A 13,353-nucleotide genomic window follows, 5' to 3' on the forward strand; every position below is an offset into this window, starting at 1 on the left:
GTCGCGTGATTCGACATATCTTTGAAGCTGCATTCGCAGCGCGTTTTTCGAAAGATTTTCATGAGCGAGATGCCCGAGATGAATTCCGAAGCCCCCGCCGAGTATGGCGCGGATTCCATTCGTGTTCTGAAAGGCCTGGATGCTGTTCGCAAGCGTCCCGGCATGTATATCGGTGACACGGATGACGGCTCCGGCCTGCATCATATGGTCTACGAGGTCGTGGACAATGCGATCGACGAAGCGCTGGCAGGACATGCCACGCTTGTCACCGTCGCCCTCAACCCGGACGGCTCCTGCACCGTGACCGATAATGGTCGTGGCATTCCGACCGACATCCATAAGGAAGAAGGCGTTTCAGCAGCCGAGGTCATCATGACCCAGCTTCACGCCGGTGGTAAGTTCGACCAGAACTCCTACAAGGTTTCCGGTGGTCTGCACGGAGTTGGCGTTTCGGTTGTGAACGCGCTGTCGATCTGGCTGAAGCTGAAGATCCGTCGTGCCGGCAAGATTCATGAGATGAGCTTTACCCATGGCGTGGCCGATGCCCCACTCGTGGTAACCGGTGATGCCGGTGCGGAGACGGGTACGGAAGTCAGCTTCCTGCCCTCGCCCGATACCTTCAGCATGGTCGAATTCGATTTCGATACGCTGGAGCGCCGCCTGCGCGAACTCGCCTTCCTCAATTCCGGCGTTCGCATCAAGCTCACCGACCGCCGCCATGCGGACGTGGTCGAGCATGAGTTGCACTATGACGGCGGGCTTGTGGAGTTCGTGAAATATATCGACCAGAGCAAGAAATCACTTCTGGAAGAGCCGATTTATATCCGCAGTGAAAAAGACGGCATGACGGTTGAAGTCGCCATGTGGTGGAACGATTCCTACCACGAGAAGGTGCTGTGCTTCACCAACAACATCCCGCAGCGCGATGGCGGCACGCATCTGGCCGGTTTCCGCGGCGCGCTGACCCGTCAGGTGACGGGCTATGCCGATGCTTCGGGCATGACCAAAAAGGAAAAGGTGACGCTGACCGGCGATGACTGCCGCGAAGGCCTGACCGCCGTTCTTTCGGTCAAGGTTCCTGATCCGAAGTTCTCGTCGCAGACCAAGGACAAGCTGGTTTCCTCGGAAGTTCGCCCGGTTGTGGAAAGCCTCGTCAACGAAGCGCTTTCGACATGGCTGGAAGAACATCCGGCTGGTGGCAAGGTCGTGGTTGAAAAGGTCATTCAGGCAGCCGCTGCCCGTGAAGCTGCCCGCAAGGCCCGCGACATCACCCGCAAGAGCAATCTGAGCGTAACGTCCCTGCCCGGCAAGCTTGCCGACTGTCAGGAGCGCGATCCGGCCAAGTCTGAAATCTTCATCGTCGAAGGTGACTCGGCAGGTGGTTCCGCAAAGAGCGGTCGTTCGCGCCAGAACCAGGCCATCCTGCCGCTGCGCGGAAAGATCCTCAATGTGGAACGCGTCCGCTTCGACCGCATGATCTCGTCCGATCAGGTTGGCACGCTGATTACTGCGCTCGGCACATCAATCGGCAAGGATGAAACGCACGGTTTCAACCCGGACAAGCTGCGCTATCACAAGATCATCATCATGACCGATGCTGACGTCGACGGCGCGCATATTCGTACATTGCTGCTAACCTTCTTCTTCCGGCAGATGCCGGAACTGATCGAGCGCGGCCATATCTATATCGCCCAACCGCCGCTCTATAAGGTCTCGCGTGGCAAGTCCTCGCAATACATCAAGAACGAGGCTGCCTTCGAAGACTTCCTCATTGAGACAGGTCTTGAAGAAGCCACGCTGGAAATGGCAAGCGGCGAAGTTCGCGCCGGGCCTGACTTGCGTTCGGTGGTGGAAGATGCACGCACCATGCGTCAGCTTCTGGCGGGTCTTCACACGCGCTATGACCGTCGCGTGGTGGAGCAGGCTGCCATCGCGGGGCTCCTGCATCCGGATGCATCAAGGGACAATGCAACCGCACAGCGTTCCGCCGATACTGTTGCAAAGCGTCTCGACATGATCTCGGAAGAAACCGAACGTGGTTGGGAAGCACATGTGACAGAAGATGGCGGCTATCGCTTTGAGCGCATGGTGCGCGGCGTGAAGGACATTGCCATTCTCGACATGGCATTGCTCGGTTCTGCCGATGCCCGTCAGATCGACCGCGTGGCTTCACGCTTGTCAGAGGTCTTTGCCGAGCCGCCTGTGCTGCGCCGCAAGGACAAGGTGGAGACACTTTCCGGGCCGATGGGCCTGCTCGACGCAATCTTTGCGACGGGCCGCAAGGGCCTGACCCTGCAGCGCTACAAAGGCTTGGGCGAAATGAACGCCGAACAGCTTTGGGAAACCACGCTCGATCCGAACGTGCGTTCGCTGCTGCAGGTCAAGGTGACGGATGCGACCGATGCCGATTCACTCTTTTCGCGCCTGATGGGCGACGATGTGGAACCACGGCGCGAGTTCATTCAGGAAAACGCGCTGAGCGTTGCCAATCTGGACGTTTAAAAAACACAAACCCCGAAAAGCCGGAAAGCTTCTCGGGGTTTTATAATACCCAAAGAAAAGCCCGCTATTTAGCGGGCTTTTCTTTTATCGTGGTTATTTACTCGCCGCGACGCTTCTTGCTGTAACCGCCGCCTTCAGGCTTTTTACCGCCCTTTTTGAAGCCATCTTTCTTGAAGTCGTCTCCACGGGAGAAATCACGTGGCTTGTCCCACTTGTCGCCTTTCGAGCGGTCGCCTTTATAGCCGTCGCTCTTGTAGCCATCCCGGAAGCCGCCTTCCTTGGACTTGTCGCCGCGTGGTTTGAAACCACCCTTGCCTTCGCGCGGAGCAGCGTCACCGCCTGCACCTGCAACGGCAGTGCGGATCACAAGACCCTTTTCACCGGTGCCGCGTTCTTCGACCGAACGGCGGAACTCATCGGCCTTAGAAGCCGTGATTTCGAAGCGGGTTTCATTGTCGAAAATCTTGATCGAACCGACATCGCGCTTTGAAACATCGCCCGCCTTGCAGATGAGCGGGAGCAGCCATTTCGGATCGGCGCGATGCTTGCGACCGGCAGAAACCGAGAACCAAACGCCGTCAAAGTGTGCATTGCGGTCGAAACGTTCGCCCGGCTCGCCACGCTCACGACGCTCGCCGCGTTCGAAGCGGTCGCCACGGTCAGAACGTTCGCCTTTTTCAAAACGATCTCTGGGTTTCTTGCCACCAACCGGATGCACCGGTGCATCGGAAACTTCTTCCGCTGCCGGATAGGAAGCCACTTCGCGGTTGAGGAAAGCAGCGGCAATCTGTTCCGGCGTATAACGCTCGGTCAGCGCCTTCAGGAGATCCTGATATTCTTCCTCAACCGGCTGGTTGAAGACTTCCGCATTCAAAATACGCTCATTGGTCTTGGCCTGAACAGCAGCGATGCTTGGTGCCGGAACCGTCTGCGCATCAAGCTTCGCCATATGCAGAAGGCGCTCTGCAGTGCGGCGACGCGAGAACGGTACAACCAGCACACAAGTGCCCTTGCGACCGGCACGACCCGTACGCCCCGAACGATGCAGCATCGTCTCGGGATTGTTCGGAAGATCGGCATGAATGACAAGGTCGAGATTGGGCAGATCGATGCCGCGCGCGGCAACGTCGGTTGCCACGCAGACGCGGGCACGACCGTCGCGCATTGCCTGCAAGGCGTTGTTGCGTTCGGCCTGGCTCAATTCGCCCGACAGCGCAACCACGGCAAAGCCGCGATTGGAAAGCCGGCTTGCCATATGCTTCACCGCTTCGCGAGTCGAGCAGAAAATGATCGAGTTCTGTGAATCGTAATAGAGCAGCGTATTGATGATCGCGTGGTCGCGCTCATGCGGCGGCACCGGCATGGCGACATAATCGATATCGGCGTGCTGGCTGGTTTCGCTCTGGACGGTGAGGCGAAGTGCATCGTTCTGGAAGCGCTTGGCAAGCTGGGCAATCTGCTTCGGCACGGTTGCCGAGAACATCAGCGTGCGGCGGTCTTCCGGTGCTTCGCCGAGGATGAATTCGAGATCTTCGCGAAAGCCCATGTCGAGCATTTCGTCGGCTTCATCGAGAACGACAGCACGCAGCTCCGACATGTCGAGAGCGTCACGGGTAATATGATCGCGCAGACGTCCTGGCGTACCGACAACGATATGAGCGCCACGTTCCAGCGCGCGACGCTCGGTGCGGATATCCATGCCGCCAACGCAGGATGCGATGCGCGCGCCGGTATCGGCATAAAGCCATTCCAGCTCGCGGCGAACCTGAAGTGCCAGTTCGCGCGTCGGCGCGATGATCATGGCAAGCGGCGCACCGGCATCGCTGAAACGCAGCTCGTCTTCGAGGATGGTGTTGGCCATTGCGAGGCCGAAAGCGACCGTCTTGCCAGATCCGGTCTGTGCGGAAACGAGAAGATCGGCATCAAGCGTTTCGGGCGCCAGAACGGCGTTTTGAACGGCGGTGAGTGTATTATAACCGCGAGCGGCTAATGCTCCGGACAGAGCCGGAGCGATGGTTTCGGGCAAAGACATGAACCACTTTCACGAAAAAAGCTTCTCAAGCCGTATACCCATTGGTCGTGAACCCACTTGTCCACGACTCCCCTGACGACCACCGAAGCAACAGAATTGATGCTTCCCTATAGGGTTGGGCCGCTCAGGTCAACCGGCCAAACCTCTGAGCGCAATTCGATCCGATTGAATCGTACCGCCGCTCTGGTCCTTTTTGACGCGCATTTGGCCCGAAAACCGTTTCACACTTTTCGGAATGCGCTCTAATGCGCCTCATCCCAGTTATGCGCTGCGCGCGCATCGACATGCAGCGGTACAGCAAGCGAGACGGCTGGCATCGCCGCATTTTCCATAATGTGACGAACGACCGGTATGGTCTTTTCGACTTCACTATCAGGCACTTCGAAGATCAGTTCATCGTGCACTTGCAACAACATGCGCGCGGCAAGATTTTGCTCCGCCAGCGCATCTTCCATGCGGATCATGGCGCGGCGGATAATGTCGGCGGCGGAACCCTGTATCGGCGCATTGATGGCCGCGCGCTCATTGAACGCACGAACCTGCGGGTTGGATGCCCTGATATCGGGATAATGCGCACGACGCCCGAAAATCGTTTCGACATAGCCATTCTCGCGCGCGAAAGCTTTGGTCGCCTCCATGTAATCCTTGATGCCGGGGAAGCGCTCGAAATAGGTGCGGATATATTGCCCTGCTTCTTCGCGCGGAATCGACAACTGGTTGGCAAGGCCGAATGCAGAAATGCCGTAGATGATGCCGAAATTGATTGCCTTGGCACGGCGGCGCACTTCCGACGGCATACCTTCCACCGGCACGCCGAACATTTCGGATGCCGTCATGGCGTGAATGTCCATGCCGTCGGCAAAGGCCTGCTTCAGTTGCGCGATATCGGCCACATGGGCCAGCACGCGCAGTTCGATCTGGCTGTAATCGGCAGAAACCAGCTTGTTGCCGGGTTCGGCAATGAAGGCCGTCCTGATCTTGCGGCCTTCTGCGGTGCGCACCGGAATATTTTGCAGGTTCGGGTCGGATGACGAAAGACGTCCGGTCGAAGTGGACGCCATCGCATAGGACGTATGAACACGCTTGGTCTCGGGGTTGATGAACCCCGGCAGCGCATCGGTATAGGTGGATTTGAGCTTGGTGAGCTGACGCCAGTCGACGATCTTGCGCGGCAGCGGATGACCTTCGGCAGCAAGGTCTTCCAGCACCTGCGCAGACGTGGACCATTGACCGGTCTTGGTCTTCGACGCGCCCGACAGGCTCATCTTGCCAAACAGAATATCGCCAAGCTGCTTGGGCGAACCGATATTGAATCTTTCGCCTGCCAGTTCGTAAATCTCGTCTTCATAGGCAGCGGCAGCCTGCGCCAGATCGCCAGAAAGACGCGACAGTACCTGGCGGTCAACGGCAATGCCGCGTTCTTCCATGCGCGCCAAAACATCGACCAGCGGACGTTCCAGACGTTCATAGACCGACATCAGCCCTTCAGCTGCAAGACGCGGTTTCAGAACTTGCCACAGGCGCAAGGTCACATCGGCGTCTTCCGCCGCGTAAGCCGTAGCACGGTCGAGATCGACCATATCGAAGCTGACAGCGCTCTTGCCGCTTCCCGCCACATCCTTATAGGGAATTGGCGTATGACCGAGCCAGCGCTCGGACAACGGGTCCATGCCATGGCTGCCCGTGCCAGCATCAAGCACATAGGAAATCAGCATCGTATCGTCGAACGAGACTGTATTGATCCCATGGCGGCGCATGACCAGCCAGTCATATTTCATGTTCTGCGCGATCTTGAGAACGGAAGCATCCTCAAGCACAATCTTCAACGCGGCCAGCGCCTCATCCAGCGGAATTTGTCCTTCGACCATGCCGCCGCCGAGAAGATCACCGGCGCCAGACTTGTGTTGGAGCGGAATATAAGCGGCTCTGCCCGGCGCCAAGGCCAGAGAAAAACCAACCAGCTCCGCCTGCATCGGATCAAGCGACGTCGTTTCCGTATCGAAGGCCAAAACACCGGTTTCAACCGCCTCTGCGAGCCAGAGTTTCAGCGTGGCGATATCGCGAATGCAGGTATAAGCGCTCGTATCGATTGTCTGTGCGGTTGCTTCTGTCGCCCGCTTTTCTGCGAGCGCCTTCGGCGTGTAGCCCTGATCCGAGGCAGCGACAGCGGATGTCGGTTGCGACGCAGCATTATCAGCCTTGGCGGGAACATCGACATCGGGACCATGGGCGTCCGCGCCCCAGTCTGTCTCCACATGGCACGGCTCGACAGCCGATGCGTCGGTGTCAGTCGCTTCGGCCACCCGGCGAGTGAGCGAAGTGAATTCCATAGCCTTCAGGAAGCCGATCAGCTTCGGGCCGTTCTGCGGCTCCAGCACCAGACTGTCCAGATCGACATCCAGCGGCACGTCGGTCTTGAGTGTAACCAGCTCGCGCGAAATCTTCGTCTGGTCGGCAAACGCCAGAATGTTCTCGCGACGCTTGTTCTGCTTGATTTCGGAAGCGCGGGCCAGAAGCGTATCGAGATCGCCGAATTCTTCCAGCAATTGCGCCGCCGTCTTCGGCCCGATGCCGGGAATGCCAGGAACATTGTCGGTGCTGTCGCCGGTCAACGATTGCAGGTCGATCATCTTTTCCGGCGGAACGCCCCATTTCTCGATCACTTCCGGGATCGAAATCTGCTTGTCCTTCATGCTGTCATACATCGATACGCTTGGCGTCACGAGCTGCATGAGATCCTTGTCAGACGAAACGATGGTGACATCGCCGCCAGCCTGCTCGGCAATACGGGCATAGGTCGCGATCAGGTCGTCAGCCTCGAAACCTTCCTTCTCGATGCAGGGCAGATTGAATGCGCGCGTTGCCTGACGGATGAGGCCGAACTGGGGAATGAGATCTTCCGGCGGAGCGGTGCGATTGGCCTTGTATTCAGGATAGATTTCATTGCGGAACGTCTTCGACGAATAATCGAAGATGACCGCAAAATGGGTCGGCACCACGCCCACATCGGTGTTGCGCGCATCTTTCAAGAGCTTCCATAGCATGTTGCAGAAGCCCGAGACGGCGCCGACCGGCAGACCATCCGTCTTGCGGGTCAGCGGTGGCAGGGCATGATAGGCGCGGAAAATATAGCCCGAGCCGTCAACGAGAAAGAGATGATCGCCTTTTTTCATAAGCTAGAATTAGAGGAAATGACGCCTAAAGAAAACCACTCCCGTGTCAGGAGAAACATCCGTCCACGTGAAAGAAAACCCATCACGTCGCGGTAACACGTTTGTTACAGATTTGTAATCTTCCGTGCCCTTGAATAGCCACAGTTGAAAGGCCAAATCTCAGTCATCGACAGTTCGTCGGTCGCCGGTTTTCTGACCCGTCCCCCGTTGGATGCCGGATGCTAGCGGTAGCCTCATTCCCCTCTCCGGGCTGCCGCTTTGAGTGTAGTGACATGGCCGTTGCGGTACCCCCTCACCGTAACGGCCAATTCATTTTATCGAGGCTCTTCTTTCTTCCAAACCGGGTTTCATCCTGACGACGCTGGTTGTAGTGTGCCGCCAGTTTACGTTACGACTCGTCAGGAAGTTTCCATGTCCCAGCAATCGTCTGCGCAATCGCTCGACAAAGTACTCAGCCACCTCGACGCCAATCTCGATCAGAGCCTCGATCGCCTGTTTGATCTTTTGCGGATCAAGTCGATTTCGACCGACCCGGCCTACAAGGCCGATTGCCGCAAGGCTGCGGAATGGCTCGTCGAAGATTTGAAGACAATCGGTTTCGATGCCAGTGTGCGCGACACGCCCGGCCACCCGATGGTGGTTGCCCATCATGAAGGCGCGACACCGGATGCGCCGCACGTGCTGTTCTATGGTCACTATGACGTGCAGCCGGTCGATCCGCTAAATCTTTGGGAAAACGATCCTTTCGATCCGGCTATCAAGGACGTGGGTAATGGCCGCAAGATCCTGACCGGTCGCGGCACGTCCGACGACAAGGGCCAGCTGATGACCTTTGTGGAAGCCTGCCGCGCCTACAAGGCAATCAATGGCAATCTGCCAGTCAAGGTGACACTCCTGTTTGAAGGTGAAGAGGAATCCGGCTCGCCATCGCTGAAGCCGTTCCTCGACGCCAACAAGCAAGAGCTGAAGGCCGATGTGGCACTCGTCTGCGACACGGCCATGTGGGACGCAGAAACACCTGCCATCAGCGTGGGCTTGCGCGGCCTCGTCGGCGAGGAGATCGTCATCAAGGCAGCCGATCGCGATCTCCATTCCGGCTTCTTCGGCGGTGCTGCGGCAAACCCGATCCATATCCTGACAAAAATTCTGGCCGACCTGCACGACGAAACCGGGCGCGTGACAGTTCCCGATTTCTATGAGGGCGTCGAAGAAACACCGACGCAGATTCTGAAGTCATGGGAAAGCCTTGGCCGCACGGCTGAAAACTTCCTCGGTCCGATCGGTCTGTCCATTCCATCCGGCGAAAAAGGCCGCAGCGTTCTGGAACTGACATGGGCGCGCCCGACCGCTGAAGTCAACGGCATCACCGGCGGCTATACCGGCGAAGGCTTCAAGACTGTCATTGCAGCAGAAGCTTCCGCCAAGGTTTCGTTCCGTCTTGTCCACAAGCAGGACCCGGTCAAAATCCGCGAAGCCTTCCGCACATTCGTCAAGGAACGTCTGCCAGCCGATTGTTCGGTCGAGTTCCATCCGCATGGCGGCTCGCCAGCCATCCAGCTACCTTATGATTCACCGCTTGTTTCCAAGGCCAAGAATGCGCTTTCCGACGAATGGCCGAAGCCAGCCGTGTTGATCGCCATGGGCGGCTCGATCCCGATTGTCGGCGACTTCGACAAGTTCCTCGGCATGGAATCGCTGCTCGTGGGCTTTGGCCTCGAAGATGACCGCATCCATTCGCCCAATGAAAAATACGAGCTGAACTCCTTCCACAAGGGACAACGCTCTTGGGCACGTATTATGGCGGCTATCGCCGCGAAGTAAGGATAACTGAATGACTATCCGTTTTCACAAGAACGATCTGCCGAACCTCGACAACTATCAGGTCGATGCGGTCGCCATCGACACCGAAACGCTGGGCCTGAACCCGCATCGTGACCGGCTTTGCGTGGTGCAAATTTCGCCTGGTGACGGCACGGCAGACGTGATTCAGATTGAAGCCGGTCAGAAGAAGGCCCCCAATCTGGTCAAGCTTCTGAAGGATCGCTCGATCACCAAGATCTTTCATTTTGGCCGCTTCGATCTGGCCGTGCTGGCGCAGGCTTTCGGCACCATGCCGCAACCTGTGTTCTGCACCAAGATCGCATCGAAGCTGACCCGTACCTATACGGACCGCCATGGCCTGAAAGAGCTTTGCAACGAGCTTCTCGACGTTTCGATTTCCAAGCAGCAGCAATCATCGGACTGGGCAGCGGAAACACTGTCAGCTGCGCAGCTCGAATATGCGGCTTCCGACGTGCTCTATCTGCATCGTCTGAAAGCCGTGCTCGAACAGCGGCTGGAACGCGATGGCCGTGCGAAACAGGCCGAAGCCTGCTTCAAGTTCCTGCCAACGCGCTCGGAACTCGATCTGATGGGCTGGCCCGAGGACGACATTTTCGCCCATTCGTGATGAGATCAAACGGCGGCGGTAGCCGCCGTTTTCTTTTGCGGCGCCTGATCGATATAGGCCCAGCCGGGACGGCGGAACAGAAACTGTCCGTAACCGCTCCACTGGATACAGCCATAAAGAATGACCGGACCGATGACGCCGCTGGCTGTCGTCAGGAGCGAGACTGTACCGATATCGCCAATGCCGAGTTTCAGCAGCGCTGTGCGGGCAATGGCCATCGGCAGGAAGAAAGCCAGATAGACGACAATCGAATGCGCACCGAGCCAGCTCAAGCCTCGATGCAGCCAGTTTCTGGCCGACAGCAGGCTGAGGAGCGAAGATATGGAAATGATTGCCAGCGCACCCACCAGACCCAGGAGAAGTGAAACGACCGGCAGATCGCTGATTGCGCCCCGCCCATCCAGAAGGTCGCTTGCGGGTGATATCAGCGCGGCAAGGCTTTCCGGCACTGGCATGAAGACGAGCTTGTATTCGATCAAGCCCCAGACCAGCAGTCCGGCAACACCGATGAGCGGGCGCTGTCGAAGCCAGTCCGCAGCCCGGAAGATGGCGGGAGCAAAAGCATAGCCCGCATAGAAATAGACGAAACGGGAGCAGAATTCGTCGACCATAATCCAACCCGTATGGATCGGCAGGATTTCGAGAAATGCCAGCGCCGTAAAGGTCACGCCTACCGGCACGTGCTTCAAAAGCCGCGTCGCGATGAAGAAAACAGGCAGGATATAGATGAACCAGAGCGTTCCGAACGGTTCGATGAAAGCCATCAGATAGGCGTTCACCACACCGGAAACTCCGGCTTCGCTGGCAATGCCCGGCGCCTTGAACGCAAACTGGATCGTCAGCCACAGAATATAGAAATAGAGAAAATGCACGACCTTGCGGTCAAGATAACGCCGCCATGGCCGGTCGATCACAAGACTGAGAAACAAGCCTGATATCATGAAGAAATCCGGCATACGGAAGGGTTTGGCAAAGGCGACCACATAGTGCATCCAGCCCTGGGCACCGGCTGCTTTCTCCACGCCCAGCGTCGAATGCATCATGACCACGAAGATGATGCAGATACCCTTGGCAATATCGACCCAGTCGACCCGCCCATTCATGCCCTTCGTGTCATGCATTTCCGTTTCCCCCGCAAGTTCTGTCGCTTTCTATAACGCGACAACGGCGGAATTACATCCGGTATAACTTGCGTGTGCCTGCGCCATATTGCGCCTGACGACGTCAAGACTCCTCACAGGGTGCTCACGCTAACGTGTACCGCTCTGGCGACATTCCCCTTGATGTGTCTCGTTTGCTACAGACTTTTGACAGCAATCGCTTATATTAGGGACAAATATTGGTTCTGAGACTTTCCTTCAGGAGGTTTATCATGAAGCTCAAGGCCCTTCTTCTTGCATCGACTGTCGCCCTTGTGGCCGCTACAGGCGCAAAGGCTGCTGACGCTGTCATCGAGCAGGAACCAGTTCCGGTTGTGGTTGCACCAACCTTTACCTGGAGCGGTGCTTACATCGGTGGCCAGATCGGCTACGGCTGGGGCAAGTCCGATTTCAGCGGCGACGTCTATAGCTTTGGCAACGTCAAGCCGGATGGCTTCCTCGGCGGCATCTATGCCGGTTACAACTTCGATCTCGGCAACAGCATCGTTCTCGGTATCGACGGCGACGTGACCTACAATGATGTTTCCAAGGACATCGATGTCTACAGCGGCGACCTCGCAGTTGGCGATTTCGAAACCAAGCTTCGCTGGTCCGGTGCCGTTCGCGCACGTGTCGGTTATGCGGTTGATCGCTTCATGCCCTACCTCGCCGGTGGTGTTGCATTCGGCAACATCAAAAACAGCGGCAGCATTGACGGTATCGGCAGCTTCTCCGAAAGCAAGACGCTTACCGGCTGGACTGCAGGCGCCGGCGTTGACTATGCCGCAACCGACAACCTGATCGTTCGCCTCGAATATCGCTACACCGACTATGGCGATAAGGACATTGAGTTTGGCGGCCTGAATGTCAATCAGGACTTCAAGACCAACGAAGTTCGCCTCGGCGTCGCATACAAGTTCTAATTCTGGTTGAAAACATATCTGAAAAGGCTCCGCATCGCGGGGCCTTTTTTTTCGTTGGCATAGGCCTGAATTTATTTGGATAAAATTTATTGATAACTAAAATACATAGAACGAAAAACATTCGGAGTTTGCTTTTTAGTAAAGCAAAAATTGAATAATAACAAATTGTATATTAATTTATCTCTAAACTATATTTATGTTGCCATAATTCTACATACATCATGACATAGAAATACTATTTAAAAATCCATATCGAACATATTTTATAGGAGTTTTCGATGAAGTTCAGAGTTCTACTTGGTGCTTCCCTGCTCGCAGTCGTCGCCAGCACCGGTGCTTATGCAGCCGACGCAATCGTTTCGCAGGAACCTGCCCCAATGGCAGCTCCCGCCTTCTCATGGGGCGGCGCTTATATCGGTGGTGAAATTGGCTGGGGCTGGGGCCGCGCCAAGCTTGACGACAAGTCCACGGATCAGTCCAACGAGTTCAAGCCGAACGGCTTCATCGGTGGCGTCTATGCTGGCTATAACTTCGACATGGGCAACAATGTCATTCTCGGCGTTGACGGCAACTTCGACTACAACGACCTGAAGAAGTCGCACGACTATATTTCGAACAGCAACGCTGTTCAGACTTCAGCTGAAACGAAGCTGCAGTGGTCGGGCGCTGTTCGCGCACGCGCTGGTTATGCCGTTGACCGCTTCATGCCCTACATCGCCGGTGGCGTTGCTTTCGGCGGCGTGAAGAACTCGCTCAATGTCGGCGGCAGCGACTATAACAACGACAAGACCCTGACCGGCTGGACTGTTGGTACCGGCGTTGACTACGCTGCGACCGACAATGTCCTTCTGCGCCTCGAATATCGCTATACCGATTTCGGCAACAAGGATTTCGACCTTGGCAACACCGCGACACGCGGTTCGTTCAAGACCAACGATATCCGCCTCGGTGTTGCTTACAAGTTCTAATACCAAACTCGATGAGTTTGACTCATCGCGTTTTGGTTAAGCCTGTGCGGCGATTGAGCATTTTCAGGGCATGATGCGTTAGCATTTCGTCGCCCTGGGATAAGCACATAATCGGGCCTATAACTGAGAAAAGGCTCCGCCCCCGCGGAGCCTTTTTTGTGTGTGAA

General features: G+C 56.6%; 8 protein-coding genes. 5 read left to right on the plus strand and 3 right to left on the minus strand.

Annotated features, from left to right (window positions below; all coding sequences use genetic code 11):
• The first annotated feature begins 60 nt into the window (after nt 1–60).
• The gene (gyrB, locus tag AC1RHM_RS17370) at nt 61–2,502 is read left to right on the plus strand and encodes a DNA topoisomerase (ATP-hydrolyzing) subunit B (RefSeq protein ID WP_010657975.1); all 2,442 of its coding nucleotides are present in this window, start codon (nt 61–63) and stop codon (nt 2,500–2,502) included.
• A 97-nt stretch (nt 2,503–2,599) separates the two neighbouring features.
• Here the strand turns inward: gyrB and AC1RHM_RS17375 are convergent, their stop codons facing one another.
• Nucleotides 2,600–4,534, minus strand: coding sequence for a DEAD/DEAH box helicase (locus AC1RHM_RS17375; protein ID WP_010657974.1), 1,935 nt, complete (start codon nt 4,532–4,534; stop codon nt 2,600–2,602).
• Nucleotides 4,535–4,776: 242 nt separating this feature from the next.
• Nucleotides 4,777–7,707 carry a DNA polymerase I gene (gene polA / locus AC1RHM_RS17380; protein ID WP_010657973.1) on the minus strand — a complete coding sequence of 977 codons (2,931 nt, stop codon included), beginning with the start codon at nt 7,705–7,707 and terminating at the stop codon, nt 4,777–4,779.
• Nucleotides 7,708–8,118: 411 nt separating this feature from the next.
• Between polA and AC1RHM_RS17385 the strand changes: the two genes are divergently transcribed.
• Complete coding sequence (locus AC1RHM_RS17385) at nt 8,119–9,528, plus strand: dipeptidase (RefSeq protein WP_010657972.1); 1,410 nt, start codon at nt 8,119–8,121, stop codon at nt 9,526–9,528.
• Between the two features lie 10 nt (nt 9,529–9,538).
• On the plus strand, nt 9,539–10,156 hold the full coding sequence (locus tag AC1RHM_RS17390) for a ribonuclease D (protein WP_011982348.1): 618 nt from the start codon (nt 9,539–9,541) through the stop codon (nt 10,154–10,156).
• A gap of 5 nt (nt 10,157–10,161) precedes the next feature.
• Here the strand turns inward: AC1RHM_RS17390 and AC1RHM_RS17395 are convergent, their stop codons facing one another.
• Nucleotides 10,162–11,277: an acyltransferase family protein gene (locus AC1RHM_RS17395; RefSeq protein WP_010657970.1), complete on the minus strand. Its 1,116-nt coding sequence runs from the start codon at nt 11,275–11,277 to the stop codon at nt 10,162–10,164.
• A 251-nt stretch (nt 11,278–11,528) separates the two neighbouring features.
• Here AC1RHM_RS17395 and AC1RHM_RS17400 point away from each other — a divergent pair, with 251 nt between their 5' ends.
• Complete coding sequence (locus AC1RHM_RS17400; RefSeq protein ID WP_010657969.1) at nt 11,529–12,218, plus strand: outer membrane protein; 690 nt, start codon at nt 11,529–11,531, stop codon at nt 12,216–12,218.
• Nucleotides 12,219–12,496: 278 nt separating this feature from the next.
• A complete protein-coding gene (locus AC1RHM_RS17405; RefSeq protein WP_010657968.1) occupies nt 12,497–13,186 on the plus strand; it encodes an outer membrane protein in 690 nt (229 codons plus the stop codon).
• The last annotated feature ends 167 nt before the right edge of the window (nt 13,187–13,353 follow it).

Source organism: Brucella sp. GW823-FHT04E01 (genome assembly GCF_058796175.1).

Excerpts from the sequence above, each read along its gene's own strand:
- gyrB (WP_010657975.1), top strand. The coding sequence starts at position 61 with ATGAGCGAGATGCCCGAGATGAATTCCGAAGCCCCCGCCGAGTATGGC.
- AC1RHM_RS17375 (WP_010657974.1), bottom strand. The coding sequence starts at position 4,534 with ATGTCTTTGCCCGAAACCATCGCTCCGGCTCTGTCCGGAGCATTAGCC.
- polA (WP_010657973.1), bottom strand. The coding sequence starts at position 7,707 with ATGAAAAAAGGCGATCATCTCTTTCTCGTTGACGGCTCGGGCTATATT.
- AC1RHM_RS17385 (WP_010657972.1), top strand. The coding sequence starts at position 8,119 with ATGTCCCAGCAATCGTCTGCGCAATCGCTCGACAAAGTACTCAGCCAC.
- AC1RHM_RS17390 (WP_011982348.1), top strand. The coding sequence starts at position 9,539 with ATGACTATCCGTTTTCACAAGAACGATCTGCCGAACCTCGACAACTAT.
- AC1RHM_RS17395 (WP_010657970.1), bottom strand. The coding sequence starts at position 11,277 with ATGCATGACACGAAGGGCATGAATGGGCGGGTCGACTGGGTCGATATT.
- AC1RHM_RS17400 (WP_010657969.1), top strand. The coding sequence starts at position 11,529 with ATGAAGCTCAAGGCCCTTCTTCTTGCATCGACTGTCGCCCTTGTGGCC.
- AC1RHM_RS17405 (WP_010657968.1), top strand. The coding sequence starts at position 12,497 with ATGAAGTTCAGAGTTCTACTTGGTGCTTCCCTGCTCGCAGTCGTCGCC.